23 protein-coding genes are annotated in these 26,136 nt (G+C 59.3%); 10 read left to right on the forward strand and 13 right to left on the reverse strand.

Annotated features, from left to right (window positions below):
- Positions 1-87 precede the first annotated feature (87 nt).
- Together HBN68_RS00315 and HBN68_RS00320 are read right to left on the reverse strand one after the other, a co-directional pair.
- Positions 88-246: a YqaE/Pmp3 family membrane protein gene (locus HBN68_RS00315; RefSeq protein ID WP_047278059.1), complete on the reverse strand. Its 159-nt coding sequence runs from the start codon at positions 244-246 to the stop codon at positions 88-90.
- A 191-nt stretch (positions 247-437) separates the two neighbouring features.
- Positions 438-1,721, reverse strand: coding sequence for an aminotransferase class III-fold pyridoxal phosphate-dependent enzyme (locus tag HBN68_RS00320; protein WP_169962036.1), 1,284 nt, complete (start codon positions 1,719-1,721; stop codon positions 438-440).
- A 229-nt stretch (positions 1,722-1,950) separates the two neighbouring features.
- Between HBN68_RS00320 and HBN68_RS00325 the strand changes: the two genes are divergently transcribed.
- Positions 1,951-2,850, forward strand: coding sequence for a LysR family transcriptional regulator (locus HBN68_RS00325; RefSeq protein WP_094992806.1), 900 nt, complete (start codon positions 1,951-1,953; stop codon positions 2,848-2,850).
- Between the two features lie 273 nt (positions 2,851-3,123).
- On the opposite strand, the gene HBN68_RS00330 is transcribed toward HBN68_RS00325, so the two are convergent.
- From HBN68_RS00330 to HBN68_RS00340, 3 genes are all read right to left on the reverse strand, one after another.
- Positions 3,124-4,902 carry an acyl-CoA dehydrogenase C-terminal domain-containing protein gene (locus HBN68_RS00330; protein ID WP_169962038.1) on the reverse strand — a complete coding sequence of 593 codons (1,779 nt, stop codon included), beginning with the start codon at positions 4,900-4,902 and terminating at the stop codon, positions 3,124-3,126.
- A gap of 126 nt (positions 4,903-5,028) precedes the next feature.
- A complete protein-coding gene (locus HBN68_RS00335; RefSeq protein WP_094992804.1) occupies positions 5,029-6,321 on the reverse strand; it encodes a GGDEF domain-containing protein in 1,293 nt (430 codons plus the stop codon).
- A 268-nt stretch (positions 6,322-6,589) separates the two neighbouring features.
- The gene (locus tag HBN68_RS00340) at positions 6,590-8,395 is read right to left on the reverse strand and encodes a phenylacyl-CoA dehydrogenase (RefSeq protein WP_169962040.1); all 1,806 of its coding nucleotides are present in this window, start codon (positions 8,393-8,395) and stop codon (positions 6,590-6,592) included.
- A gap of 30 nt (positions 8,396-8,425) precedes the next feature.
- Between HBN68_RS00340 and HBN68_RS00345 the strand changes: the two genes are divergently transcribed.
- Entirely contained in the window at positions 8,426-8,620 is a 195-nt protein-coding gene (locus HBN68_RS00345) for a hypothetical protein (protein ID WP_169962043.1), read from the forward strand.
- Positions 8,621-8,681: 61 nt separating this feature from the next.
- On the opposite strand, the gene HBN68_RS00350 is transcribed toward HBN68_RS00345, so the two are convergent.
- The 6 genes from HBN68_RS00350 to bioB all read right to left on the reverse strand — a co-directional run bounded on the left by HBN68_RS00350 (position 8,682) and on the right by bioB (position 13,630).
- On the reverse strand, positions 8,682-8,978 hold the full coding sequence (locus tag HBN68_RS00350) for a pyrroloquinoline quinone biosynthesis protein PqqE (protein ID WP_169962045.1): 297 nt from the start codon (positions 8,976-8,978) through the stop codon (positions 8,682-8,684).
- A 120-nt stretch (positions 8,979-9,098) separates the two neighbouring features.
- Positions 9,099-9,779 (reverse strand): dethiobiotin synthase, encoded by a 681-nt coding sequence (bioD, locus tag HBN68_RS00355; protein WP_169962047.1) that lies wholly within the window; start codon positions 9,777-9,779, stop codon positions 9,099-9,101.
- A complete protein-coding gene (gene bioC, locus HBN68_RS00360) occupies positions 9,776-10,576 on the reverse strand; it encodes a malonyl-ACP O-methyltransferase BioC (RefSeq protein ID WP_169962049.1) in 801 nt (266 codons plus the stop codon). The genes bioD and bioC overlap by 4 nt, the downstream gene beginning before the upstream one ends.
- Positions 10,569-11,288, reverse strand: coding sequence for an alpha/beta fold hydrolase (locus HBN68_RS00365; RefSeq protein ID WP_094992798.1), 720 nt, complete (start codon positions 11,286-11,288; stop codon positions 10,569-10,571). Before HBN68_RS00365 ends, bioC begins: the two co-directional genes overlap by 8 nt.
- Positions 11,281-12,453, reverse strand: coding sequence for an 8-amino-7-oxononanoate synthase (gene bioF, locus HBN68_RS00370; RefSeq protein WP_169962051.1), 1,173 nt, complete (start codon positions 12,451-12,453; stop codon positions 11,281-11,283). Before bioF ends, HBN68_RS00365 begins: the two co-directional genes overlap by 8 nt.
- 121 nt (positions 12,454-12,574) lie before the next feature.
- Positions 12,575-13,630, reverse strand: a complete 1,056-nt coding sequence (gene bioB / locus HBN68_RS00375; protein WP_094992796.1) for a biotin synthase BioB — start codon at positions 13,628-13,630, stop codon at positions 12,575-12,577.
- 93 nt (positions 13,631-13,723) lie between these two features.
- On the opposite strand from bioB, the gene HBN68_RS00380 reads away from it, so the two are divergent.
- From HBN68_RS00380 to rarD, 5 genes are all read left to right on the forward strand, one after another.
- On the forward strand, positions 13,724-14,458 hold the full coding sequence (locus HBN68_RS00380) for a ComF family protein (protein WP_169962543.1): 735 nt from the start codon (positions 13,724-13,726) through the stop codon (positions 14,456-14,458).
- A gap of 57 nt (positions 14,459-14,515) precedes the next feature.
- Positions 14,516-15,277, forward strand: a complete 762-nt coding sequence (locus HBN68_RS00385) for a TOBE domain-containing protein (protein ID WP_094992794.1) — start codon at positions 14,516-14,518, stop codon at positions 15,275-15,277.
- Between the two features lie 84 nt (positions 15,278-15,361).
- A complete protein-coding gene (locus HBN68_RS00390) occupies positions 15,362-17,263 on the forward strand; it encodes a PhoX family phosphatase (protein ID WP_169962053.1) in 1,902 nt (633 codons plus the stop codon).
- A 102-nt stretch (positions 17,264-17,365) separates the two neighbouring features.
- Positions 17,366-18,340 (forward strand): serine/threonine protein kinase, encoded by a 975-nt coding sequence (locus tag HBN68_RS00395; protein ID WP_169962055.1) that lies wholly within the window; start codon positions 17,366-17,368, stop codon positions 18,338-18,340.
- A gap of 167 nt (positions 18,341-18,507) precedes the next feature.
- On the forward strand, positions 18,508-19,395 hold the full coding sequence (gene rarD, locus HBN68_RS00400; protein ID WP_094992791.1) for an EamA family transporter RarD: 888 nt from the start codon (positions 18,508-18,510) through the stop codon (positions 19,393-19,395).
- Between the two features lie 107 nt (positions 19,396-19,502).
- Here the strand turns inward: rarD and HBN68_RS00405 are convergent, their stop codons facing one another.
- Positions 19,503-20,021 (reverse strand): ACT domain-containing protein, encoded by a 519-nt coding sequence (locus HBN68_RS00405; RefSeq protein ID WP_094992790.1) that lies wholly within the window; start codon positions 20,019-20,021, stop codon positions 19,503-19,505.
- Positions 20,022-20,444: 423 nt separating this feature from the next.
- On the opposite strand from HBN68_RS00405, the gene HBN68_RS00410 reads away from it, so the two are divergent.
- Positions 20,445-22,622, forward strand: a complete 2,178-nt coding sequence (locus tag HBN68_RS00410) for a malate synthase G (protein WP_169962057.1) — start codon at positions 20,445-20,447, stop codon at positions 22,620-22,622.
- Between the two features lie 63 nt (positions 22,623-22,685).
- On the opposite strand, the gene HBN68_RS00415 is transcribed toward HBN68_RS00410, so the two are convergent.
- Complete coding sequence (locus HBN68_RS00415; protein WP_094992788.1) at positions 22,686-23,135, reverse strand: response regulator; 450 nt, start codon at positions 23,133-23,135, stop codon at positions 22,686-22,688.
- A gap of 297 nt (positions 23,136-23,432) precedes the next feature.
- Here HBN68_RS00415 and HBN68_RS00420 point away from each other — a divergent pair, with 297 nt between their 5' ends.
- A complete protein-coding gene (locus tag HBN68_RS00420; RefSeq protein WP_094992787.1) occupies positions 23,433-25,367 on the forward strand; it encodes a putative nucleotidyltransferase substrate binding domain-containing protein in 1,935 nt (644 codons plus the stop codon).
- Positions 25,364-26,074 carry a 3'-5' exonuclease gene (locus tag HBN68_RS00425; RefSeq protein WP_169962058.1) on the forward strand — a complete coding sequence of 237 codons (711 nt, stop codon included), beginning with the start codon at positions 25,364-25,366 and terminating at the stop codon, positions 26,072-26,074. The genes HBN68_RS00420 and HBN68_RS00425 overlap by 4 nt, the downstream gene beginning before the upstream one ends.
- Positions 26,075-26,136: the final 62 nt, after the last annotated feature.

Below are 26,136 nucleotides of genomic sequence, written 5' to 3' on the forward strand. Positions count from 1 at the left end.
CCGCTGAAGTCACCGCCGGAAAACGAAGCTGCGACTGGCGCAGCTTCGACTGCTTGGCAACTGTTGGAGATCAGGGCGAGGGGAACGTTATCGCTTGGCGATGATGTACACCGCATGGATCACACCCGGGAAATAACCCAACAGCGTCAACAGAATATTCAGCCAGAAAGCTCCGCCGAAACCGACTTGTAAAAACACACCCAGCGGCGGCAGCAGGATGGCGATGATGATGCGAATGATGTCCATGTGTTCAGTCCCCAATCAATGATGGGCTCAATCAAGCCCTACGATTAATCGACTCTGAGCGCTGTCAAAAGGTTCACTCAGTACGTTTCTACGGACAAAAAAACGCCCCGTGCCGAACGAAACAGGCACGGGGCGATGCGTTATACCGCGAGACGGTTCTTTAAATTCTGTGTGCGCCGGTAAGTCAGCCGTTACACCAACACGGCACGCCGACACTGCAACTGCGCAGTCCTGACCCTGGAAAAAGCACGGGCCAGACGCAGCAGCATTTCATCAATATTGCCTTTGCTGACGCACAGCGCCGGTGTGAACCGCAGACAATCGGGTTGCGGGGCCGTGATTAGCAAACCTTCATACAACGCCGCTTTTACGACTTCATCTGCCGAATCATCGGACAGTGTCAGGCCCCACATCAGGCCTTGCCCACGCAGTTCTCCCTGCGCATAACGATTGGCCAAGCGCCCCAGTCCCTCGTGCAAGTGTTGCCCTGCGTCGCGAACCTGTTGCAAAAAGCCTTTTTCCAATACGGTTTCCAGCACTGCGCTGCCGGCCGCTGTCATCAGCGCATTGCCGTGATGCGTGCCGCCCAGCTCGTCAGCTTCCAGGCAACATGCTTTGCCTCGTGCCAGCAATGCCGCCAGTGGCACGCCGCCACCAAGGCCTTTACCCAGCGTGATGACATCTGCACGAATGCCGTAATTCTGTTCCGCCAGCAGGGTGCCGCAGCGCCCAATGCCGGTTTGGACTTCATCGAGAATCAGCAAAATGCCCAACTCCCGACACAGCCGTTCCACGCCTTTGAGGTAATGCTCGGTTGCCGGGATCACCCCCGCTTCGCTCTGCACCGGTTCCAGCATGATGGCCACGGTTTGAGCATCGACTGCGGCGTGCAACGCGGGTAAATCGTTGAACGGCACATTGATGAACCCCGGCAGTTGCGGCTCGAAGCGGTTATCAAACGTGCCGCTGCCCGACGCTGACATCGCGCCAAAGCTACGGCCGTGACAACTGCCGGTCGCCGTAATAATCCGGTACGCGCCGCCACGATGCAGCTGGCCCCATTTACGCGCCAGCTTGATCGCGCCTTCATTGGCCTCGGCCCCGGTGTTCAGAAAATGCACCTGATCGCTGCCGGTGCTGTGGCACAAGCGCTCAGCCAGGTTCAGCATGCCGCGATTGAAGAACCCGGAACCGGGGTTCATCAATGACTGCGCCTGTTCTGCGATCGCCCGGGTCAACGCGGCCGGGCTGTGGCCCAGACTGTTGGCAGCCCCGCCCTGGGTAAAATCCAGGTAAGCCCGACTGTCGCTGTCCCACATCCATGACCCCTGGCCACGCACAAAAACTTGCGCTGGCCGCTCTACGCTGGGCATTAAACATTCGCGGGAGACACCGTGATTCATAGGCAAAGACTGAGGCTCAATCGCCAGCTCATCAAGGCTGGGGGATTGGCGACGCAGGTTAAACAGGTTCATGCACGCTGACCTTGTGACCATAAGCCGTTTCGATTTGCAACCGGGTGCTGGGTTTAGTCAGGGTAAATCCCTCTGCGGGGTTTTCTGCCTTGCCTATGCAAAGTAACGCTACACCCTTGCACTTTCTCTGGCTCTGTGACGCTACGAGCCCTTTGGAATGGGCGTAGACTAGGCGCCTGGCGGCTTTAGGGCCATTTCGTTTTTTAAGCATTTTCGATAAGTAATACTTATGGATTTCAAGCAACTGCGTTATTTCGTCGCGGTGTATGAAGAAGGCCATGTGGGGCGTGCTGCCGAACGTCTTTCCATCTCGCAGCCGGCCCTCTCGCAACAGATCCGCCAACTCGAACACAACCTTGATGTAAGCCTGTTCGAACGCAGCAGCAAACGCCTGTTGCCCACGCTGGCGGCGCACACCCTGTATAACCACGCGCTGCCGCTGCTCGACGGGTTGCAGCGGGCCAAAGAGGCCTTGCGCAATTTTCAGGGCCAGGCCCTGCGCACGATTGCGATTGGTGTACTGCAAACGGTACACACCAGTCTGGTGCCGCAGATGTTGGAGCGCGTGCGCCAGGCGCAACCGCACTTGGTGGTGCAGATTTACGAATTGACAGGGCTGGAGATCGAGCGTCGCCTGCTCAACGGCTCGCTCGACATCGGCATCAGCTACCTGCCGCCGCGTCAGCCGGGGTTGCACGGCATGCTGTTGTACGAAGATGAGCTGCAACTTGTCATCCCGGCAGATCACCCGCTGCGTGAATTCAAGAAAGTCTCACTGACTCAAGCGGCAGAGTTACCAATGCTGCTGTTAGGAGAAGAGTTTCAGGTGCGCCAAATCTGGCAGAGCCAATTGGCCAATCTGGGCCGCCGCCCTCAGGTACAGGCGGAGCTCAACAACATGGCCGGCATTCTCGACAGTTTGCCGCACACCAAATTGGCCACGGTGCTGCCGGGACGCTCGCGTCATGAGCACGATGACAAGGCGCTATTGTGGAAACCGCTCAGCGAACCGCGGGTGCCTTTGAAAGTGGGGTTGGTGTGTCGCGATGTGCAACGTCAGCAAGCCACATTGGGGTTGCTGCGCACGCTGCTTGAGGATGTGATCCAGCAGGAAGAAACGCCGCTCTGACGTGTTTAGATCCGCTAGAACGCTTGCTCCTACGCGGTGTAAACACCTTTCTGCGGCACAAAAAAGAAAACCCCGCCGAAGCGGGGTTTTGCAGACTGTTTCCCTGACATCCTTTTCACTCCGCCATCCTGGCAGAATCCTACGTGTCCCTGTTGTTGCTTTGAGCTTCCTGCTCGACGTCCATGTGAAGTAGATTACCGCTGGATCCAATTTAGCGATATGGACGATTGGCAGCGCGTTATGTAAGCAAATGCTTACATACACCTAAACAGCTTAAAAATGTGCTTCATCCAGCACGTACAGCGACTCGCTACCGGCCTTGACCGACGCGCTCAGCGAATGAATACGTGGCAGCAAACGCTCGAAATAGAAGCGCGCAGTGCCCATCTTGCTGACGTAGAAGGCGTCTTCGGATTCCTTGCCCTGTGCTGCTTTGGCCATCAGCGCCCACATGTAGGCATACGTTGTGTAACCAAAAACTTGCAGGTACTCGACCGAAGCCGCGCCAATCTCGTTCGGATTGGATTTCGCACGTTCAAGAACCCAGGCAGTCAACGCATCAAGTGTGTCCAAAGCTGACGCCAAAGGCGCCGTGAACGCATTCAGATCGCCACAGGCCGAAGCGATGAACTGACGAATTTCATCCGCGTACAAGCGGTAATAGGCGCCGTTGTTACCCACGATCTTGCGACCCATCAAGTCCAGCGCCTGGATGCCGTTGGTGCCTTCGTAGATTTGAGTGATGCGTACATCACGCACCAATTGCTCCTGACCCCATTCACGGATGTAACCGTGACCGCCAAACACTTGCTGGCCGTGGACCGTGGTTTCGAGCCCCAGATCAGTGATGAACGCTTTGGCCACCGGCGTCAGCAATGCCACCAGGGCATCGGCCCGTTCACGGGCGCCCGGGTCATCGCTGAACTTGGCAATGTCCAGCTGATTGGCCACGTAGGTGGAAAAGGCACGTCCACCTTCGTTCGACGCTTTCATGGTCAGCAGCATGCGACGCACGTCGGCGTGGACGATGATCGGGTCTGCGGCTTTGTCTTTGGCTTGAGCGCCAGTGGCAGCGCGACCTTGCAGGCGGTCGCGTGCGTATTCCACAGCGTTCTGGTACGAGCGTTCGCCCGACGCCAGCCCCTGAATACCGACCCCCAGACGCTCGTAATTCATCATGGTGAACATGGCCGCCAGGCCACGGTTGGGCTCGCCCACCAGGTAGCCGACAGCCTCATCGAAGTTCATCACGCACGTGGCCGAGGCCTGAATGCCCATTTTGTGTTCGATAGAGCCGCAGGTGACCGTATTGCGCTGACCCAGGCTGCCATCGGCATTAACCATGAATTTCGGCACCAGAAACAGCGAAATGCCTTTGGGCCCCGCCGGTGCATCCGGCAGCTTGGCCAGTACCAAATGGATAATGTTTTCGGTCAGGTCGTGTTCGCCGCCGGTGATGAAAATTTTAGTCCCGCTGATGGTGTAAGCGCCGTCAGCCTGTGGCTCAGCTTTAGTCCGGATAATCCCCAAGTCAGTACCGGCATGGGGCTCGGTCAGGCACATGGAGCCGGCCCATACGCCAGCGTACATATTCGGCAGGTAAGTGGCTTTCAGCTCGTCGCTGGCATGGGCATTAATCGACACGCACGCACCGGCCGTCAGCATCGGGTACAAGCCAAATGCGAGGCTGGAGGAGTTAATCATCTCTTCGACTTGAGCCGACACCGCCTTGGGCATGCCCATGCCGCCGAACTCGGGATCCCCGCCGACGCCTACCCAACCGCCCTCGGCGTAGGTTTTATACGCGTCGACAAAGCCAGCTGGCGTGGTTACGACAGTGTCGTTCCAATGACAACCCTCTTCATCACCGCCACGGCTCAAGGGCGCAATGCTTTTGGCTGTCACCTTGCCTGCTTCTTCAAGAATGGCTTCAACCGTTTCTGCGTCTACGGTCTCTGCCAGTGCCGGCAGTTTTGCCCACAGGGAGGCGACATCGAACACTTCATTGAGGACGAAGCGCATATCGCGCAGGGGCGCTTTGTAATCAGCCATGGCAAACCTCGTAATCGCTAACGGTGAAAGCCCGGACGGGCCACGTACAGAAGTGGCCCAGTCTAACTTAACAACGAGAGCGATACATAGGGTCGCCTAGTGACTATATGCATAAAAATAGTCACATCAAGCCGGGACTTCGCTGGTCCTGACCGCACCCCGGCGGGTTTGGCCGTAGGCAATGACGCAGTTGCGGCCAGCACTTTTCGCACTGTAGAGCGCCTTGTCCGCCGCTTTGAGCACCTCTTCCGCCGTACGCTGCTCTGGCATGCGCTCGGCGACGCCGATACTCACGGTGACCGACACACTGCTGGCCCGCGTGCCTGCACGGCGCTGGCGGCCTTGTTGGTCATCTTGCGGGCGGCTTTCCTGATTACGTAATTGAATGTTGTAGCTGGCGATGGACTCGCGCAACTCATCGAGATGCGGCATGCACTCGTCCAGCGTTTTGCCTGCGAAAACCAGCGCGAACTCTTCACCGCCGTAGCGATAGGCACGCCCCCCGCCGCCGACCTTGGACAGCTTGCTGGCGACCAGACGCAAGACCTGATCGCCGACATCGTGACCGTGGGTGTCGTTGAATTTCTTAAAATGATCGACGTCGCTCATGGCCAGTACGTAATTACGCCCCAGCCGTTGCAAGCGTTCGTTCAGAGCCCGACGCCCCGGCAAGCCGGTCAATTCGTCACGGAACGCCATTTGATACGCCTCATGCGCCACCGCGGCCGCAATCATCAACATCACCTGACTGCACATGATGTTGAGCGTGAACGGCAAGATGAAGGTTTGCGGCAACATCCAGAACAACCCTAGCAACCCCACCAATTGCGCAGCATGCAACGGTCGGGGATTGCGCCAGTACTGCCAGCCCAGCAACACAAAACCGATAAAAAACACCGGGTAAGACAACTGGATCAGGCTCATCCAGCTGCCATGCAGCGCGGGCCAGCGAATTTCGGCCAGCCAGTTCAGCAGGACCTGTGGGTAACTTTGCTCCAGCCCCAGGGCGACACTGCCCACGGCCAACAGCACCGCAAATCGCGCCACCAAGTCTTGAAACAGGTGGGTGCGCTCTTCCCAGGCCGCGTACAGGCTGTACAACAGCGGCAATAACAGTGAGCACAAATGGAACACCACGGCGGCATCTGTGCGCACATGCCCGTTGTCACGGTAGTAATCGGTCTGGGTATCAAGCAGGAAATAGGCGATGTACACCGTCAGCATTAAAAACAGTTCGCGCTGACGCCGGTAGACCGCGCAGTAAGCACCGCCCAATAACAACACAAGGGTGGGGAGCACGTTAAACAGTGAGGTGAAAAACACATTGAGGTGTTTGACATACGCAGCCGCAAGGCCCGCTGTGAGCAGCAGAAGAGACGGTAAAAAATGACTGAAACGTGCAGCAGAAGGACGCGACAAAAGTAAAGCTCCGACCTGAACAACCAAGTAGTGGCATTGTGCCTGCTTTTACCGCAGTTAAGCACACCTGGTGACGTCCCGTTCGCCTCGGCCATAGGTTTTAACGGCCGTCAACGTAAAAGCCTTAGGGGATTTGTCGGGTTTAAATGTTGCAGGACGCGTCCGGCATCTCCTCGTCATTGCCGAGCGTGGTGCAGGCTCGGCCCACAACGAAAAAAGCCGCTTCCCCCAAAGGAGAAGCGGCTTTCAGACTGCGACCCGGCGGGGCTTAGTAGCCCAGGTCGAAGTCTTCTTCTTTCATGTCCATCAGGTTGGCAGCGCCCGACAGCATGGCCGCAACATGAGTGCGAGTGCGTGGCAGGATGCGCTGGAAGTAGAAACGGGCAGTCTGCAATTTAGCTGTGTAGAACGCCTCTTCCGACGTGCCGGCAGCCAGTTTCTCAGCAGCCAGACGCGCCATGTCAGCCCAGAAGTACGCCAGGCAGGCATAACCCGAATACATCAGGTAGTCGACCGAAGCCGCGCCCACTTCTTCACGGTCCTTCATGGCTGCCATGCCGACCTTCATGGTCAGTTCGCCCCATTCTTTGTTCAGCGCAGCCAAAGGTGCGATGAACTCCTGAACGCCTTCGTTACCTTCGTTGTTCTGGCAGAACTTGTGCACGATCTTGGTGAAGCCTTTGAGGGCTTCGCCTTGGGTCATCAGCACTTTGCGGCCCAGCAGGTCGAGTGCCTGAATGCCGGTGGTGCCTTCGTACAGCATCGAAATACGGCTGTCGCGAACGTTTTGCTCCATGCCCCATTCAGAGATGAAACCGTGGCCGCCGTAAATTTGAACGCCGTGGTTGGCGGCTTCAAAACCCACTTCGGTCATGAACGCTTTTGCAATCGGCGTCATGAACGCCAGCAGGGCGTCGGCCTTCTTCTTCTCTTCTTCATCAACGCCGTATTTCACGATGTCGACTTGTTTGGCAGTGAAGTAGACCATCGCGCGGTTGCCTTCGGCGAATGCCTTCATGGTCAACAGCATGCGACGTACGTCCGGGTGGACGATGATCGGGTCAGCGGCTTTTTCCGGGAATTTAGGACCGGTCAGCGAACGCATTTGCAGGCGATCACGGGCGTATTTCAAGCCGCCCTGGAAACCGATTTCGGCGTGGGCAAGGCCTTGCAGCGCAGTCCCCAGGCGAGCGGTGTTCATGAAGGTGAACATGCAGTTCAGGCCTTTGTTCGGCGGACCGATCAGGAAGCCGGTGGCGCCGTCAAAGTTCATCACGCACGTGGCGTTACCGTGGATGCCCATTTTGTGCTCAAGGGAGCCACAGCTCACTGCGTTGCGCTCACCAATGGTGCCATCTGCATTGGGCACAAACTTGGGCACGATAAACAGCGAAATACCCTTCGTGCCAGACGGTGCGTCCGGCAGACGCGCCAGTACGATGTGGACGATGTTGTCGGCCATGTCATGTTCACCGGCCGAGATGAAAATCTTGGTGCCGGAAACTTTGTAGGAACCATCAGCCTGAGGCTCGGCCTTGGTGCGCAACATGCCCAGATCGGTGCCGCAGTGCGGTTCGGTCAGGCACATGGTGCCGGTCCATTCGCCGGTCACCAGCTTGCTCAGGTACGTCTCTTGCTGCTCGGGAGTGCCGTGCTCAGAGATGGTGTTCATCGCACCGTGGGACAGGCCGGGGTACATGCCCCACGACCAGTTGGCTTCACCGACCATTTCACTGACCGCCAGACCCAGCGACTCAGGCAGACCCTGGCCACCGTGCGCGACGTCATGGGCCAGGCTTGGCCAGCCGCCTTCCACAAATTGTTTGTAGGCTTCTTTGAAGCCAGTCGGGGTTTTAACGCCGGACTCGCTCCAGGTGCAGCCTTCGGTGTCACCCACACGGTTCAGAGGTGCCAGCACCTGCTCACAAAACTTGGCGCCTTCTTCAAGAATGGCGTCAACCATGTCAGGCGTAGCGTCCTGGCAAGCCGGCAGGCTCTGATAGTGCGCTTCGTAACCGAGCAGTTCGTCACGTACGAAGCGAATATCACGCAAGGGGGCCTTGTAATCAGGCATAGCGATAAACCTCTGCTGATGAATCCGGGAATGAACAACCGCGTAGAATTTGTTATTGCGGTCAAACAGGTGTTTGAAACATACGTTTACGCCCATTTATTGTCAAGCAGGCGCAATACGCCGTTCGTCCCGACGGACACACAGCAACCTGCCTTTGAAAAAAGCCATAAAACAGATGAGCGCAACAATGCCGGGGTGGCGTCTGGCTGCTTAAAGCAGCCTTGAGGATGATCCGGGGCAGACGTCGACACAGCCCGCAGCTGCGCCTATATCAGCACCCGCAAAATCAGGCGTAGGTATCGATCAACGTGCCAACCATTTCGTCAGCCGTGCGTACCACTTTGGCGCCGAGTTCGACTTGTGCTTTGCCTACGCTTAAATCAGCCACATCACTGGCAATATCAGAAAGCTGGCTACGATCAACGGCGCGCATGCGGTTGACCTGAGTATCGGAGGATTGGCTACCCAGCGAGCGATCAACCGTGGCATTGGCAATCTGCCCGGCGGCTTGATCAACCCGGTTCTGCCCGGCCTGAACGGTGCTCAGACCCGCGTAAAACGCAGAGCTTCCTGAGATTTCCATGGCGGCATGATCCTTTGAGGAGGTAATCGACCTTTATTCAAGCAGACCCGATGGCAAAAGGCCCGTCAAAAAAGCTCATGGCTACTGGCCAGTCGATAGGCCACAGCAATAGGGTCAGGCTCAGTCGAGCAGGTCCAGCTGCAGGTATTGCGCGACTGCCTCGGCGGTAGGTGACTTGAGCTTCGGCACGCGTCCCAGGCAGGGCGCAGGCAAACGCTCGGCCAAGGTAGCGAGGTTCTCTTCAAGACGTGAGGTTTTCGGGTCAATGATATTGGCCACCCAGCCAGCCAGTTGCAGGCCATCCTGAGCAATGGCTTCGGCCGTGAGCAAGGCATGGCTGATGCACCCCAGCCTCACACCCACCACCAGAATCACCGGCAACCCCAGCCCCCGAGCCACATCCGACAAACTGTCCTGCCCCGACAACGGCACGCGCCAACCGCCCGCGCCTTCTATCAGGGTGAAATCGGCTTGCTGATTGAGGATGCGCTGCATCGGTTTCAATAAGGCCTGCACCGTCAACGCCACGCCCGCCTCGCGGGCCGCGATGTGCGGCGCGATGGCGGGTTCAAACGCGACCGGGTTGATCTCCTCATAGCTCAATGCAACGGTGCATTGCGCCATCAGCGCCTGCGCGTCTGCGTTGCGCAACCCCTCAGGCGTAGCCTCGCACCCGGAGGCCACCGGCTTACCCGCTGCTGTGCTTAAACCCGCCGCGCGCGCTGCCTGTAACAGGCCTGCCGCGACCGTGGTTTTGCCCACATCGGTGTCCGTACCGGTTATGAAATAAGCAGGACTCATCGCGCTTTCTCCAAAATGCCGTAGACCACCTGATACGTCGCCGGAAGCCCTTGGGGCTGACGGAATTGTTCGTAAGCCGCCATCAGTGCCTGAAGCCGCGCCCTGCCGGTCAAGCCTTCAGGCCGACCCGGATTGAGGTTATGGGCGCCCAGGGCTTTGAGTTCATGGGTCAGATTGCGCACCTGAGGGTAGTGCAGCACATGGGGCTGAGTCTGCAAGCTGTGCACCTGAAAACCACTGTCGGCGCAGAGACGCTGGTATTGGCTGAACGCTCGAAAACGGTTCACGTGGACTTGCCCGTCAACCGCCTGCCAGCTGTCCCGCAATTCGCTCAACGTACCGACACACAGGCTGGCAAAGGCAAACACCCCGCCCGGTCTGAGCACGCGCTGCGCCTCCTTGAGCACAACGTCAAAATGCTCGCACCACTGCAACGCCAGACTGGAAAAAATCACGTCGCAACTGTTGCCTTGCAACGGCAAACATTCAGCGTCCCCGGCAATGAAGTACTGCGCTCCACCCAACGGCCGCGCATACGTCAACATGCCCTGCGCGATATCCAGTGCCACACCTTCACTGCCCGCAAACTGCTGACCCAGCACGCGACTGAAATAGCCGGTGCCACTGCCCACATCCAGCCAGCGCCGAGGGTTCAAATGAGGGGGTAATCGCCCGACCAATTCATGACCGACCGCACGCTGAAGGTCAGCCACGCTGTCATAAGAGGCTGCTGCACGCGAAAACGAAACCGCAACCAGACGTTTGTCCGGCAGGTTGCCCACACTCAGATCAGTCATCACCCAACTCGTTTAAAAAACTCTGAATCGCCGCCGCCAGTTCGTGGGGTGCTTGCAGAAGAAACGCGTGACAGGCCTGTTCCATCAGACCCACTTGGACATCGGGCAATAACGCCAGCAAATCGCTGGCCGCTTGCGCGGGCACCAGCCCGTCTTGCCCGGCGAAAACGTGAAACTGCGGCCCGTTAAACGCTTTAAGCGCCTGGCGCGTGTCCAGCGTAGCGAGCAACTCGAGCCCCGCCAGCAAGGTGTCCGGCTGCGCGTTCGGTGCTCCGTTGAGCAGCAGGCTGGCCATGGCCTTGCCGTCACTGCACAACAAAGAGAAACGCTTCAACGTTGTGTTCGGCGCTTCACGAAATCCGTTGATAAACGCGTCAAACGTGGCCGGTGGCATGGCACCTGGCCATTCTTCGGTGCTGACAAAACGCGGATTACTGGCCAGCGTCACCAACCCGCAACAACGTTCTGCTCTGCGCGCAGCCAACTCACTGGCGAGCATACCGCCCAACGACCACCCCCCCAGCCAGACGTCTTGAGGCACAGCAGCATCGAGTTCATCGAGCCAGTCGTCCAATTGCGCGGACGCAAGCACAGGCAAGGGTTCAATCTCGACCCGCAGGTGCTCGTTCAGCCCTTGCAAGGCGGCCGCCAAAGGCTCCAGCGGCGACACACCCAGCCCCCAGCCCGGCAACAAAATCAAGCGGTCACGCATGGTCCGGCTCCACGGTTGGGCAGCAGTCGTTTAATGCGTCTAACAGTAGCTGCACGTGGGCTTCTGTGTGCGCGGCCGACAAGGTGACACGCAAACGCGCACCGCCAACGGGCACGGTCGGCGGGCGGATGGCGGTCACCAGCAAGCCGCGCGCACGCAATTGCTGCGATACCTGCACGGCCTTCGCGCTGTCACCGATAAGGATGGGTTGAATTGGCGTAAGGCTGTCCATCAGTTGCAGGCCAATCTGCTCGGCCCCTTGACGGAACTGACGAATCAACAGGTTCACGTGCTCACGTCGCCAGTGTTCACTGCGCAGCAGTTCGAGGCTCTTTAACGTCGCGCACGCCAGCGCAGGCGGCTGACTGGTGGTGTAGATGTAAGGACGGGCGAACTGAATCAGGCTTTCGATCAACGCCTCACTGCCCGCCACAAATGCACCGCTGGTGCCGAAGGCTTTGCCAAGGGTTCCGATCAGCACGGGAACATCGTCCAGCCCCAAGCCGAAATGCTCGACAATCCCGCCGCCGGTTGCCCCCAGCGGCCCGAAGCCATGGGCATCATCGACCATCAGCCAGGCACCTTTGGCCTTGGCTTCGCGGGCCAGCGCGGGCAGGTCGGCCAGATTGCCGTCCATGCTGAACACGCCGTCCGTGACCACCAATGTATCGCCGACAGCTTTCTCCAGGCGCTTGCCCAAACTGGCGGCATCGTTGTGCAGGTAACGGTTAAAGCGCGCCCCGCTCAACAGCCCCGCATCCAGCAATGACGCATGGTTGAGGCGGTCTTCCAGCACGGTATCGCCCTGCCCGACCAGCGCTGTGACGGCCCCCATGTTGGCCATGTAGCCATTACTGAACAGCAACGCACGCGGACGACCGGTGAACTCGGCCAGCGCTTCTTCGAGTGCGTGGTGCGCACGGCTATGACCGATCACCAAATGCGATGCCCCGCCGCCGACTCCCCAACGCGAAGCGCCTTGTTGCCAGGCTTCGATAACCTGCGGGTGATTGGCAAGGCCCAGGTAGTCGTTGTTGCAAAAGGCCAGTAACGGCTGCCCGTCTACCACCACGCGTGGGCCTTGGGGGCTTTCAAGCAAAGGGCGATGGCGATAGAGGTTTTTCGCCCGGCGCGCAGCCAGACGGTCAGATAAATCAAAAGACATGCTGAGCAAGCCCCCTTGTAGCCACTGTTGCAGGCTGCGAAAAGCTGAGCGGCGGCCACCGCCGTACCGTCACAGACCCGATCTCAGCCTGCGCCAGCGCCGACCGTTGCGGTGGATGGCGTTAAACCGCAGCGTTGTAGAACTGCTCGCTGGATTTCTGATCCATCAGGGCGTGCTCGATAGCCGCCTGATGCACTTCGTCAGCATGATCTTCACGGGCCTCGGGGAGGATGCCCAGGCGACTGAACAACTGCATGTCCTTGTCCGCTTGCGGGTTGGACGTGGTGAGCAGTTTGTCGCCGTAAAAAATCGAGTTGGCCCCGGCCAAAAATGCCAGTGCCTGCATTTGTTCGTTCATGGCCTCGCGCCCGGCGGACAACCGTACATGGCTCTTGGGCATCATGATGCGCGCCACGGCCAACATGCGGATGAAGTCGAACGGGTCAACATCGTCAGCATTTTCCATCGGTGTCCCCGCCACTTTTACCAACATGTTGATCGGCACCGATTCCGGGTGCTCCGGCAAGTTGGCCAGTTGAATCAGCAAATTGGCCCGGTCATCGAGCGACTCCCCCATGCCCAGAATGCCGCCCGAGCAAATTTTCATGCCCGCATCGCGCACATAACTCAGGGTTTGCAAGCGCTCACTGTAAGTGCGGGTGGTGATGATGCTGGTGTAGAACTCCGGTGAGGTATCGAGGTTGTGGTTGTAATAGTCGAGCCCGGCGTGGGCCAGGGCTGCGGTTTGCTCCTGATCGAGCTTGCCCAGCGTCATGCAGGTTTCCAGGCCCAGCGCCTTCACGCCTTCAACCATTTTCAACACATAGGGCATGTCTTTGGCCGACGGGTGCTTCCAGGCGGCGCCCATGCAAAAACGCGTGGCGCCAATGGCCTTGGCTTTTGCCGCCTCCTCCAGCACGGCCTGAACCTGCATCAATTTCTCTTTCGCCAGCCCGGTGTTGTAGTGGCCCGACTGCGGACAATATTTGCAATCTTCCGGGCAGGCGCCGGTTTTGATCGAAAGCAGCGTCGACACCTGTACCCGGTTAGCGTCGAAATGCGCGCGGTGAACACCTTGCGCCGTAAACATCAGGTCATTGAACGGCTGGGTAAACAACGCCCGCACTTCGGCTAAAGACCAATCATGACGCATGGTGTTAAAGGTGCTGGCGCTCATCGGCGTCTCTCTTGTTTATGCTTTGGTTTAGGCCTGAAGCACGTTCTTCAGGCACGGCACGGATGGCCGGTATGTTTAAGGATGTGACATACGCTGTCAATCAAGATAAATACGGAGGTTTACATCTGGTCATTTAATGTACAGACCTGTTTGCTGTGCGATGAGCGCTCCACTGCCGGTGAAGCAGTGTGCGGGCCCTGCAAACATGAACTCCCGTGGCTGAAAACCCCGTGCCAGCGATGCGCCCTGCCGCTGTCTATGCCTGGCCTGACCTGTGGGAATTGCCTTAAACACCCGCCAGCTTTTGAATACGTACATGCCCCGTGGACCTACGACTTCCCGGTGGACAGCCTGATCCTGCGTTTCAAGCACAACAGTCGCTGGCCGTTTGGCCGCCTGTTGGCAGAACTTCTCGGCAAATCACTGCTGGATGCTTACCAACATTCACGCCCGCGCCCTGACATCCTGCTGCCCGTTCCCCTGTCCACGGCCCGGCAGCGGCAACGCGGTTACAACCAGTCCGGCATGCTGGGCAAGTGGCTCAATGAACGCCTTGATATTCCCTGCCAGGCGCACTGGCTGCTGCGCACCCTGGACACCCCGGCACAGCAAGGGCTTAACGCTAAAACCCGTAAACGCAACCTGCTCAACGCCTTCGCGCTGGCGCCTGACGCCCAAGTACGCGGGTTGCACGTGGCCCTAGTGGATGACGTGGTGACCACCGGTGCCACGGCCCAAAGCCTCGCCGTTATGTTGCTCAAGGCCGGGGCGAAACGGGTGGATGTGTACTGCCTGGCACGCACGCCAAAGCCGGACGGGCCGACTTGACGACGCCCCGGCAAGTGGGCACTTTGCCAAGCCCACCTGCCAATTGAATCAATCGTCATGCATTTGCCGACATTGCTTACGCAGCACATCGTTCGCCGCCCCCAGCGCATAGCGCTGTTGCAGCACATTGCCGAGCAGGGTTCGATCACCCGAGCCGCCAAAAGCGCCGGTATGAGTTACAAGGCTGCATGGGACGCCATTGACGAACTCAACAATCTGGCGCAAACCCCATTGGTAGAGCGCAGCGTGGGTGGCAAGGGCGGTGGCGGCGCCCGGTTGTCGGTGGCGGGCGAGCGTGTGCTGCGGCTTTATCAACGCCTGCAAGTGTTGCAAAGCCAAGTACTCGAAGCCGCGGAAGAAGCGCAAGACCTCGAGCTGCTAGGCCGCCTGATGTTGCGAACCAGCGCCCGCAACCAGTTGCACGGCACCGTGAAAACGATTCGCGGACACGGCCATTACGACCAGATTGATCTGCAACTCGGCGGCGGACTGAGCCTGCAGGCCGACATCACTCGCGACAGCACGCAGCGTTTGGAACTTGAACCCGGTACGCAGGTGGTGGCCTTGATCAAGGCAGGTTGGTTGCAGCTAATAAAGCCCGACGCAGCGGTTGCGGGCCATAACCGGTTACACGGCAGGATCGAACAGATTTTCCACGCCAACGACGGGCCAAGCGAAGTGCGCATCAGCTTGCCCAATGGCCAGACACTGTGTGCGCTGAGCGAAGCGCAACACCTCGAAACACTCGGATTGGTTGTGGGCAGTGAAGCACTGGTGCAGTTCGCGCCGACGCTGGTGCTGTTGGGGACGCCGCTTTAGCGCATCGATCGCAGTCATTTGAAACATCCCTGTCACACCCTCTGATTAAGGTGGCTGCCAAAACCGTTGCGAGGGCAGCCTGCCATGAACCTATTACAAGAAGACCAAACCACCGACCTTGAACAGATCATCGGCCTCAGCCGTCGGGGTTTCATAAGTGCGGGCGCCTTGTGTGGCGCGGCAATGTTTCTGGGCGGTAGCCTGCTGAGCCGCAGCGTGCTGGCAGACGGGGTTCGCGCAGCGTCCAGCCCGTTACTGGGTTTCAACAGTATCGACGCAGCTACCACCGACGCCATCACCTTGCCGCCCGGCTATCGCGCCTCGGTACTGATCAGTTGGGGCCAACCGTTGCAAGCGGGTGGCCCGGCCTTCAAGCCCGACGGCACCGGCACGGCGGCGCAGCAGGAAGTGCAATTGGGCGATAACAATGACGGCATGAGCCTGTTTGCATTCCCCGACGACCCCAACCGCGCACTGATGGCCATCAACAACGAATACACCAACTATCGCTACCTCTACCCCCACGGCGGACAGCCGACCTCGGCCGAAGATGCGCACAAAGCGCAGGCCAGTGAAGGCGTGTCGGTGATTGAAATTCAGCGCACGGGCGACCGCTGGCAATTTGTTCAAGGTTCGCCATTCAACCGGCGCATTCACGGCAATACGCCCATTCGCCTGAGCGGTCCCGCCGCCGGTCATGCGTTGCTCCGCACCCAGGCCGACAGCACCGGTACCCGGGCGTTGGGCACGTTTCAGAACTGCGCCAACGGTAAAACCCCGTGGGGCACGTATTTGACGTGCGAAGAAAACTTCACTGACTGCTTTGGCAGCACCGATCCGAATCAAACCTTTAACGCTGCGCAAAAGCGCTACGGCGTGGTCGCAGCCAGTAAAGACATCAATTGGCACCTGCACGACCCGCGCTTCGACCTGGCGTACAACCCCAACGAACTGAACCGTCACGGCTGGGTGGTGGAAATCGACCCGTTCGACCCGCACTCAACGCCGGTCAAGCGCACGGCACTGGGCCGTTTCAAACACGAGAACGCCGCGCTGGCTGAAACCCGCGACGGCCATGCCGTGGTGTACATGGGCGACGATGAGCGCGGGGAGTTCATTTACAAATTCATCAGCCGCGACAAGATTGACCACCAAAACCCCAAGGCCAATCGCGACTTGCTGGACCACGGCACGTTGTATGTCGCACGGTTTGACAATGGCGACAGCCAACCCGACCGGCCCAAGGGCAAAGGCCAATGGATCGAACTGAGCCACGGCAAAAACGGTATCAACGCGGGCAGCTGTTTCGCCAATCAGGCTGAAGTGCTCATCCATGCCCGCCTGGCCGCCAGCGCGGTCGGCGCCACGCGCATGGATCGGCCGGAGTGGATCGTCGTCAGCCCCAAGGACGGCCAGGTGTATTGCACCCTGACCAACAACGTTAAACGCGGAGAAGACGGTCAGCCCGTCGGCGGCCCCAACCCGCGCGAGAAGAATGTGTACGGGCAAATCCTGCGCTGGAGCGAACAGGGCAATGACCATGGCGCTGCCCATTTTGACTGGGATTTGTTCGTTGTCGCAGGCAACCCGGCCGTGCACCCTCAGCAGCCCAAGGGCGGGTCGGCCAACATCACCCCGCAAAACATGTTCAATAGCCCGGACGGCATGGGCTTTGACGACGCGGGAAGGCTCTGGATCCTGACCGACGGCGACGTCAGCAATACCGGCGACTTTGCCGGCATGGGCAACAACCAGATGCTGTGCGCCGACCCGAACACGGGTGAAATTCGCCGTTTCATGGTCGGCCCGGTTGGCTGCGAAGTGACGGGGATCAGCTTTGCCCCGGATCAGAAAACCCTGTTCGTGGGCATTCAGCATCCGGGCGAAAATGGCGGCTCCACCTTCCCCGAGCACCTGCCCAACGGCACGCCGCGCTCCTCGGTAATGGCCATCAGCCGCGAAGACGGTGGCATTGTCGGCGCGTGAGGAAAACACCCGGGGGGCAATGGATATCTATCGCCCCCTGTTCAGCTGTCTGCGCTAACATGCGGGGCCGGACGCGGCAGCCTGCTGCGCGCAGGAGTCAGCATGTCTCATCCGTTTGCAACACTTACCCCCGATCTGGTGCTCGATGCCGTTGAAAGCATCGGTTTTCTCAGCGACGCCCGCGTGCTCGCGCTCAACAGTTATGAAAACCGCGTGTATCAAGTTGGCATTGAAGGCTCGGAACCGCTGATCGCCAAGTTCTACCGCCCACAGCGCTGGACCAACGAAGCCATTCTCGAAGAACACCGTTTCACTTTTGAACTGGCCGACTGTGACGTGCCAGTGGTCGCACCGTTGATTCACAACGGCGAAAGCCTGTTCGAACACGCCGGTTTCCGCTTCACCCTGTTCCCCCGCCGCGGCGGCCGTGCGCCAGAGCCGGGCAACCTCGATCAACTTTATCGCCTCGGGCAATTGCTCGGCCGCCTGCACGCGGTCGGGGCAACCAAACCGTTCGAACACCGCGAAGCACTGGGTGTGAAGAACTTTGGCCATGACTCCCTGACAACCTTGCTTGAAGGCAACTTCATACCCCGCAGTTTGCTCCCGGCCTACGAGTCCGTGGCACGTGATCTGCTCAAGCGCGTCGAAGATGTATACGCCGCCACGCCCCACACCAACATCCGCATGCACGGCGATTGCCACCCCGGCAACATGATGTGCCGCGACGAGGTGTTCCACATTGTCGACCTGGATGACTGTCGCATGGGGCCTGCGGTGCAGGACCTGTGGATGATGCTCGCCGGGGATCGTCAGGAATGCGTGGGGCAGTTGTCCGAATTGATGGACGGCTACAGCGAATTCCATGATTTCAACCCGCGTGAACTGGCGTTGATCGAGCCGCTGCGCGCCCTGCGCCTGATGCATTACAGCGCCTGGCTGGCAAGGCGCTGGGACGATCCGGCGTTCCCCCATAGCTTTCCGTGGTTTGGCACCGAACGCTATTGGGGCGATCAGGTGCTGGCCTTGCGCGAGCAATTGTCAGCATTGAATGAAGAACCGCTGAAGTTGTTTTAACCGCCCTGACACTGCGTTGCCGCCGCCCCGGACTGAGAAGGTTTTCGCAGCCTCGGGCGGCGGTAGCAAAATCCTGTCTGCCCCTGCCTTTCACACGACACCTTGGTAAAACCTGCTTACACTCTTGCCCTCACAGTGTCTGACAGTTGTTCACGCAAGGATTTCGCATGCAAGCCGCCAACCCGCGCCACGGGTACATTCTGGGCCTTAGCGCCTACATCATCTGGGGCCTGTTCCCCATCTACTTCAAGCTGCTGGCCAGCGTTCCCGCCGCAGAAATCATCGTCAACCGCGTGCTCTGGTCCGCTCTGTTCGGTTCGTTGCTGTTGCTGGTGTGGAAGCATCCCGGGTGGTGGCAAGAACTGCGCGACAACCCCAAGCGCCTTGCTGTGCTGACCGTCAGCGGCTTGCTGATTGCAGCCAACTGGCTGACCTACGTGTGGGCGGTCAACAATGATCGGATGCTGGAAGCCAGCCTCGGGTATTACATCAACCCGCTGGTCAACGTGCTGTTGGGCATGTTGTTACTGGGCGAGCGTCTGCGTCGGTTGCAGTGGATCGCCGTAGGGTTGGCGGCAGTCGGCGTGGCACAGCAAGTGTGGCAAGTGGGCAGCCTGCCCTGGGTGTCGCTGGCCCTGGCGTTGACCTTTGGCTTTTATGGGCTGATCCGCAAACAGGCGCCGGTCAAGGCATTGCCCGGCCTGGTGGTTGAAACCTGGATTCTGGTGCCGATTGCCATTGGCTGGCTGCTGATGCACCCCGAAGCCAACAGCGCGCACGCCGAATTCTGGGCCAGCTCAGAAGCCTGGCTGCTGGTGGCCGCAGGCCCGGCAACGCTAATCCCGCTGGTGTGTTTCAACGCAGCGGCACGGCATTTGCCCTACACCACGTTGGGTTTCATGCAGTACTTGGCACCCACGCTGGTGCTGATTCTGGCTGTCACACTGTACGGCGAGCACTTGTCTGAAAGTACCCTGATCGCGTTCATGTTCATTTGGGCGGGGTTGCTGGTGTACAGCATCGATGCGTGGGTCAACCTGCGCCGCCGCGCCTGATCAAAAAACGTACACTTCGTTGCAGGCCATACCGCCTATGGCCTGCAACGATGTTTCCAACGGTTATCCACAGGCAGGTGCAGCGTTTCATGGGATAACCTTTCGCCTTATTCCTCTGTGCGTAACTTCAACTCAACCAGTAGTTCATCGGCGAGGGTTTCCAAACGTTGTTGCAGCACCTCCAGCGACAGCGTCAGCGGCACCGCCAGAATGGCTTCGGCATGAAACAACGGTTCATTGCTCATGGGCGCCGGGCGCACCTCAGTCACCAGTCGCTCCAGACTGACGTCATGCTCAGTTAGCACCTTCGTGATATCACGCACGATCCCCGGGCGGTCGTTGCCGACCAAGTCCATGGCGATGGGCTTCCAGGTGCAGGCCTGCTCAATCCCGCTTTCCGCCACCAACACCCGAATACCTTCCGCTTCCAGCGCCATGAGCGCATCCACCAGCGCTTCGTACGTTTCAGCACTGACTCCGACACGCAAGATCCCGGCGAACTGTCCGGCCATGCGCGACATACGGCTCTCCAGCCAATTGCCGCCATGTTCAGCAATGCACTGGGCGATGCGCTCGACCTGACCCGGTTTGTCCGGGGCAAAGACCGTAATCACGAGATGGTTCATGGCGCCAACACTCTGAAAAGATGTCGATTGAGTATAGGCAACCCTGCGCAATCCGCGTGGCCGGCTACAGTGGGCTGCGCACCGGCTCTTTCAGCATCCGGGCAGTGAACTCAGCGGCACGAAAACAGCGCCAGCGCATTAAATTGTGTACTGTTTTTAGAATTATCTGGAACAACCTGTGTGTTTCTTGAGAACATCCTGTTCTTCTACATGACCAAACCCGTAAAAATGGTCGTGGAACGACGTGATTAGTCTGATTTTCACATCTGCAATTGATCATGTAGTATGCCCCGGCGACCACTACATAATTCGTAACACGGTCCGCCAAAGCGTCTGCAATACCCCGTACAACCCCGCAAGCATGAGCCACGCGGTGTTTTAAGAAGCGCTCCAGGCTTTAAATAAAAATGAGTGAGGCAAGCAATGACTGAACACGTTCACGTCGGTGGCCTGCAGGTCGCCAAAGTCCTGTTCGACTTCGTAAACAACGAAGCTATCCCCGGTACCGGTCTGAATGCCGACCAGTTCTGGGCCGGTGCCGACAAGGTTATTCACGACCTGGCACCCAAGAACAAAGCACTGCTCGCCAAACGCGATGATTTGCAGGCGCGGATCGACGCCTGGCACCAGGCTCAGGCTGGCAAGGCCCATGACGCCGTGGCTTATAAAGCCTTCCTCCAAGACATTGGGTATCTGCAGCCAGAAGCCGCGGATTTCCAGGCAACGACGCAAAACGTCGATGACGAAATCGCCCGCATGGCCGGCCCGCAGTTGGTGGTGCCCGTAATGAATGCGCGCTTTGCCCTCAACGCGTCGAACGCCCGTTGGGGTTCGCTGTATGACGCGCTGTACGGCACCGATGCCATCAGCGAAGCCGATGGTGCTGAAAAAGGCAAAGGCTACAACAAGGTACGCGGCGACAAGGTGATTGCCTTCGCCCGCGCCTTCCTCGACGAGGCCGCGCCGCTGGCCAACGGCTCCCACGTCGACTCGCTGGGTTATGCCGTGGTCAACGGCGCCCTGCAGGTGGCCCTCAAGGGCGGCGCCAGCAGCGGCCTGCGCGACGCAGCGCAACTGATCGGCTACCACGGCGAAGCCGCCGCACCGACCGCCGTGCTGCTCAAACACAACGGTCTGCACTTTGAAATCCAGATCGACGCCTCAAGCCCTGTCGGCCAGACCGACGCCGCTGGCGTCAAAGACGTGCTGATGGAGGCCGCGCTGACCACCATCATGGACTGCGAAGATTCCGTGGCCGCCGTCGATGCTGACGACAAAGTGGTGATCTACCGTAACTGGCTGGGCCTGATGAAGGGCGATCTCAGCGAGCAAGTGTCCAAGGGCGGCCAGACCTTCACCCGCACCATGAACCCTGACCGTGAGTACACCGCACCCAATGGCGGTTCGGTGAACCTGCACGGCCGTTCGCTGCTGTTCGTGCGCAACGTGGGTCACTTGATGACCATCGACGCGATCCTCGACAAAGATGGCAACGAGGTGCCGGAAGGCATCCTCGACGGCCTGATTACCAGCCTCGCGGCGATCCACAGCCTCAATGGCAATACCTCGCGCCGCAACAGCCGCACGGGTTCGGTTTACATCGTGAAACCGAAAATGCACGGGGCTGAAGAAGCGGCGTTTACCAACGAGCTGTTCGGGCGCATCGAAGACGTACTGAACCTGCCGCGCAATACCCTTAAAGTCGGGATCATGGACGAGGAGCGCCGCACTACGGTCAACCTCAAAGCCTGCATCAAGGCTGCCAGCGAGCGCGTGGTGTTCATCAACACCGGCTTCCTGGACCGCACCGGCGACGAAATTCACACGTCGATGGAAGCCGGCCCGATGGTGCGCAAGGCCGACATGAAAGCCGAGAAGTGGATTTCGGCCTACGAGAACAACAACGTCGATGTCGGCTTGAGCACTGGCCTGCAAGGCCGTGCCCAAATCGGTAAAGGCATGTGGGCCATGCCGGACCTGATGGCCGCGATGCTCGAGCAGAAAATCGCTCACCCGCTGGCGGGCGCCAACACCGCCTGGGTGCCGTCGCCGACGGCCGCTGCGCTGCACGCGTTGCACTACCACAAGGTCGACGTGTTCGCCCGCCAGGCCGAACTGGCCAAGCGCGCCAAAGCGTCGGTGGACGACATTCTGACCATCCCGCTGGCCGTGAACCCGCAGTGGACGCCCGAGCAGATCCAGAACGAACTGGACAACAACGCGCAAGGCATCCTGGGTTACGTGGTGCGCTGGATCGATCAGGGCGTGGGCTGTTCGAAGGTGCCGGACATCAATGACATCGGCCTGATGGAAGACCGCGCGACGCTGCGAATTTCGAGCCAGCACATCGCCAACTGGCTGCGTCACGGCATTGTGAACGAGGCACAGGTCATGGCCAGCCTCAAGCGCATGGCACCCGTGGTGGACCGCCAAAACGCCAACGACCCCCTGTACCGCCCGCTGGCCCCGGACTTTGACAGCAACATCGCCTTCCAGGCGGCGGTCGAACTGGTGATCGAAGGCACAAAACAGCCCAACGGCTACACCGAGCCCGTGCTGCATCGTCGTCGCCGCGAGTTCAAGGCTAAAAATGGTCTGTAACTAAGCGTTAGCTGCGTGTGATAAACAACCCCGGCCCTTTGAGCCGGGGTTTTTTATGGCCTGCTAATCTATGCGCAACTCACGCTTGATCAGTTTGATCAGGTGCCCGGTGTCGAAGGGTTTGAGCAAAAAATCCAGCACGCTAAGGTGCATCGCGGCAATGGTGTCGCGTACACCGGCATCGCCGGACATGATAATCACCGGCAGATTGGCCCACTGTGAATTGCGCACCGTACGGATCAAGTGCAAACCGTCATCTTGAGGCAGGCGTAAATCGGTGAGGATCAAGCCAATGGTTTTATCGGCCATCAGTGCCTTCAGGGCATCTTCGGAAGTGCCCGCCTTGACCGATGGTATGCCATGCATCTGTAACAATTCGCACAGCAGATCGCAGGCCAGCTGATCGTCTTCGACAACCAATACCCGCTGTGTCGGCTGAGCGCGAGCAGGCGCTTTCATCACCTCAATCAGGGCTTCCCGTTCGGCGTCGCTCAATATGTCGTGTTCGGTCATACGGTTCTCAAACGGGGCTAAACAGTCAAATATCCTACTGGGGCTGTCAGCTTTTCGTCAGTCTCAGCCTCAATGTGCGCTCGCCACACGGCATTTCCAACCCTTGCAACACAATTTACTGACCTGATTTCTGTGAAGTGATTCAAATATGCCAATAGGCCATTATCCCGGCCTGCCCTGCCATAGACTTACGTCCAATGGGCACGTGGCCGAAGACAACCGAGCATGAGACACATCAAGACGACAGGGGGCTGTACCCCGGCATAACAACAACGGTCAGACATGCGGTAACGGTCAATGAGTAAATCGGATGCGTTTCTCCAGGCAGGAAAAACCGCGGTGTTGCAGAACATTCACGGCACCATGCAGTTTTTGCAGCGATTCCCGCCCTTCAACCAAATGGAAAATGCCCACCTGGCGTTTCTGGTCGAGCAGTGCCAATTGCGCTTCTATGGGCCTGGCGAAAGCATCATTCGACCCGCTGATGGTCCGGTTGAGCATTTCTACATCGTCAAGCAAGGGCGCGTGGTGGGCGAGCGCACGCATGTCGGCCGTCAAGAAGCCGAGACCACGTTTGAAATCACCGCAGGCGAGTGCTTCCCCCTCGCGGCCCTGCTGGGCGAGCGGGCCACCCGCACTGAGCACCGTGCCGCCGAAGACACCTTCTGTCTGCAATTAAACAAGCCCGCCTTTATCAAACTGTTCGCCCTGTCCGAAGAGTTTCGTGACTTCGCCCTGCGCGGGGTCAGCAGCTTGCTGGACAAGGTTAATCAACAAGTTCAGCAAAAGGCCGTTGAAACCCTCGGCACGCAATATTCGCTCAATACCCGGCTGGGCGAACTGGCCATGCGCCATCCCGTCACGTGCCTGCCTGCAACAGCCCTGCGCGAAGCCGTGCGGCTGATGCATGAGCAACAAGTGGGCAGCATCGTGGTGGTGGACGAACGCAAGGCGCCGCTGGGGATTTTCACCCTGCGCGATTTACGCCAGGTGGTGGCCGCCGGCACCCAGGATTTCGAACACGCCATCGAACTGCACATGACACCGGGGCCGTTCTACTTGTCCCCCGACCACAGCGCGTTCGATGCGGCGATCGCCATGACCGAACGTCACATTGCCCACGTGTGCCTGGTCAAAGACCAGCGCCTGTGCGGCGTGGTGTCCGAGCGCGACTTGTTCTCCCTGCAACGGGTGGACCTGGTGCACTTGGCGCGCACCATTCGCCATGCCCCACGGCTGGACAACCTGATCAGCCTGCGCGGCGAGATCGGTCAGTTAGTGGAGCGCATGCTGGCCCACGGCGCGTCGTCGACTCAAATCACCCACATCATCACCCTGCTCAACGACCACACCGTGTGCCGCGTGATCGAGCTGGTGCTGGCCGAGAAGGGCGATCCCGGCGTGCCCTTTACCTGGTTGTGCTTCGGCAGCGAGGGCCGTCGCGAGCAGACACTGCACACCGATCAGGACAACGGCATCCTGTTCGACGCGGCCGATGCGGCGCAGGCGGCCGAGATTCGTCAGCGCTTGCTGCCCATCGCCCAGCTCATCAACACGCACCTGGCAGCCTGTGGCTTCACCCTGTGCAAAGGCAACATCATGGCGGGCAACCCCGACCTGTGCTTATCCCGAGCCGAATGGGCGCGCCGCTTCGCAGCCTTCATCCGCGAAGCGACCCCCGAAAATCTGCTAGCGTCGAGCATCTACTTCGACCTGCGCGTGGTGTGGGGCGACGAAAGCGGCTGCCAGCAGTTGCGCCGCGGGATACTTGAGCAAGTGGCTGACAATCGCCTGTTCCAACGCATGATGGCCGACAATGCCTTGCGCCATCGTCCGCCCGTGGGGCGTTTCCGTGAGTTTGTACTCGAGCGCAAAGGCAGTGACAAAGCCACCCTTGACCTTAAAGTGCAAGGCCTGACGCCCTTTGTGGACGGCGCCCGGTTACTGGCGCTGGCCCATGGCGTGGAGGCCATCAACACCCTGGAGCGTTTGCGCCAACTGGTGGCGCTCGGCGTCATTGAAGCGCTGGACGGCGCGGCATACGAAGAGGCGTATCACTTCATCCAGCAAACGCGCATGCAACAGCACCAGTTGCAAACGCGGGAAAATCGACCGTACTCCAACCGCGTCGACCCGGACCGCCTCAACCAGCTCGACCGCCGCATCCTGCGCGAAGCGCTGCGTCAGGCCCAACGACTGCAAAGCAGCCTGGCGCTGCGGTATCAGCTATGAGCCTGTTCTCGTGGTTGCTGCCGCGCAAAACCCCGGTGTTGAGCCTTGAACAGCAAGAACGTCTGCTGCAATTGCCCCCCTCGCCAGGGTTGGGCGAGACCTCATTGCGCAGCCAGCGCTGGGTAGTGGTCGATCTGGAGACCAGCGGCCTGAACCTCAACCGTGACCAAGTGCTGTCGATTGGCGCGATGGTGATTGAGGATGGCGCCATTGATCTGGGCCAAGCGTTTGAGCGCACGTTGCTGCGCACCCACAACCCGCTGAGCCCCAGCGTGTTACTGCATGGTTTGGGGCCGGAGGCGATTGCCGCCGGCTGCGACCCCGCCGATGCGCTGCTCGACTTCATGGCCTTTGTGGGGGACAGCCCGCTGCTGGCGTTCCATGCCCCGTTTGACCAGCACATGCTGGGGCGGGCCTTAAAAGACAGCCTGGGGTATCGCTTGCAACACCCGTTCATGGACGTCGCGGCACTGGCACCTATGCTGTGCCCACAAGCCGACTTGCGTGACGCGGGGCTGGACCACTGGGTCAGGCACTTCAACTTGCAGGTTGAAGACCGCCACAACGCCAGTGCCGACGCGCTGGCCACTGCCGAACTGGCGCTGATCCTGTTCAGCCGGGCCCGCGCCCAACACCTCGACAGCCCCCTGGCTCTGCAACAGCGACTGAATCAGTGGCAACGGCGCAACCAGATGCACAGCTTTTAACCGGTTGCGGTGTCGCTGCGCCCCGGCAGCGACGGCGACCACCGCCCACTCCCCGCCATCCG

The sequence above is a fragment of the Pseudomonas sp. WS 5078 genome, assembly GCF_012985745.1.
Lineage (GTDB): Bacteria > Pseudomonadota > Gammaproteobacteria > Pseudomonadales > Pseudomonadaceae > Aquipseudomonas > Aquipseudomonas lundensis_A.

Bases quoted from the DNA above. Each gene is read 5' to 3' on its own strand.
- HBN68_RS00315 (WP_047278059.1), bottom strand. From the start codon at position 246: ATGGACATCATTCGCATCATCATCGCCATCCTGCTGCCGCCGCTGGGT.
- HBN68_RS00320 (WP_169962036.1), bottom strand. From the start codon at position 1,721: ATGAACCTGTTTAACCTGCGTCGCCAATCCCCCAGCCTTGATGAGCTG.
- HBN68_RS00325 (WP_094992806.1), top strand. From the start codon at position 1,951: ATGGATTTCAAGCAACTGCGTTATTTCGTCGCGGTGTATGAAGAAGGC.
- HBN68_RS00330 (WP_169962038.1), bottom strand. From the start codon at position 4,902: ATGGCTGATTACAAAGCGCCCCTGCGCGATATGCGCTTCGTCCTCAAT.
- HBN68_RS00340 (WP_169962040.1), bottom strand. From the start codon at position 8,395: ATGCCTGATTACAAGGCCCCCTTGCGTGATATTCGCTTCGTACGTGAC.
- HBN68_RS00345 (WP_169962043.1), top strand. From the start codon at position 8,426: ATGAACAACCGCGTAGAATTTGTTATTGCGGTCAAACAGGTGTTTGAA.
- HBN68_RS00350 (WP_169962045.1), bottom strand. From the start codon at position 8,978: ATGGAAATCTCAGGAAGCTCTGCGTTTTACGCGGGTCTGAGCACCGTT.
- bioD (WP_169962047.1), bottom strand. From the start codon at position 9,779: ATGAGTCCTGCTTATTTCATAACCGGTACGGACACCGATGTGGGCAAA.
- bioC (WP_169962049.1), bottom strand. From the start codon at position 10,576: ATGACTGATCTGAGTGTGGGCAACCTGCCGGACAAACGTCTGGTTGCG.
- HBN68_RS00365 (WP_094992798.1), bottom strand. From the start codon at position 11,288: ATGCGTGACCGCTTGATTTTGTTGCCGGGCTGGGGGCTGGGTGTGTCG.
- bioF (WP_169962051.1), bottom strand. From the start codon at position 12,453: ATGTCTTTTGATTTATCTGACCGTCTGGCTGCGCGCCGGGCGAAAAAC.
- bioB (WP_094992796.1), bottom strand. From the start codon at position 13,630: ATGAGCGCCAGCACCTTTAACACCATGCGTCATGATTGGTCTTTAGCC.
- HBN68_RS00385 (WP_094992794.1), top strand. From the start codon at position 14,516: ATGCATTTGCCGACATTGCTTACGCAGCACATCGTTCGCCGCCCCCAG.
- HBN68_RS00390 (WP_169962053.1), top strand. From the start codon at position 15,362: ATGAACCTATTACAAGAAGACCAAACCACCGACCTTGAACAGATCATC.
- HBN68_RS00395 (WP_169962055.1), top strand. From the start codon at position 17,366: ATGTCTCATCCGTTTGCAACACTTACCCCCGATCTGGTGCTCGATGCC.
- rarD (WP_094992791.1), top strand. From the start codon at position 18,508: ATGCAAGCCGCCAACCCGCGCCACGGGTACATTCTGGGCCTTAGCGCC.
- HBN68_RS00405 (WP_094992790.1), bottom strand. From the start codon at position 20,021: ATGAACCATCTCGTGATTACGGTCTTTGCCCCGGACAAACCGGGTCAG.
- HBN68_RS00410 (WP_169962057.1), top strand. From the start codon at position 20,445: ATGACTGAACACGTTCACGTCGGTGGCCTGCAGGTCGCCAAAGTCCTG.
- HBN68_RS00415 (WP_094992788.1), bottom strand. From the start codon at position 23,135: ATGACCGAACACGACATATTGAGCGACGCCGAACGGGAAGCCCTGATT.
- HBN68_RS00420 (WP_094992787.1), top strand. From the start codon at position 23,433: ATGAGTAAATCGGATGCGTTTCTCCAGGCAGGAAAAACCGCGGTGTTG.
- HBN68_RS00425 (WP_169962058.1), top strand. From the start codon at position 25,364: ATGAGCCTGTTCTCGTGGTTGCTGCCGCGCAAAACCCCGGTGTTGAGC.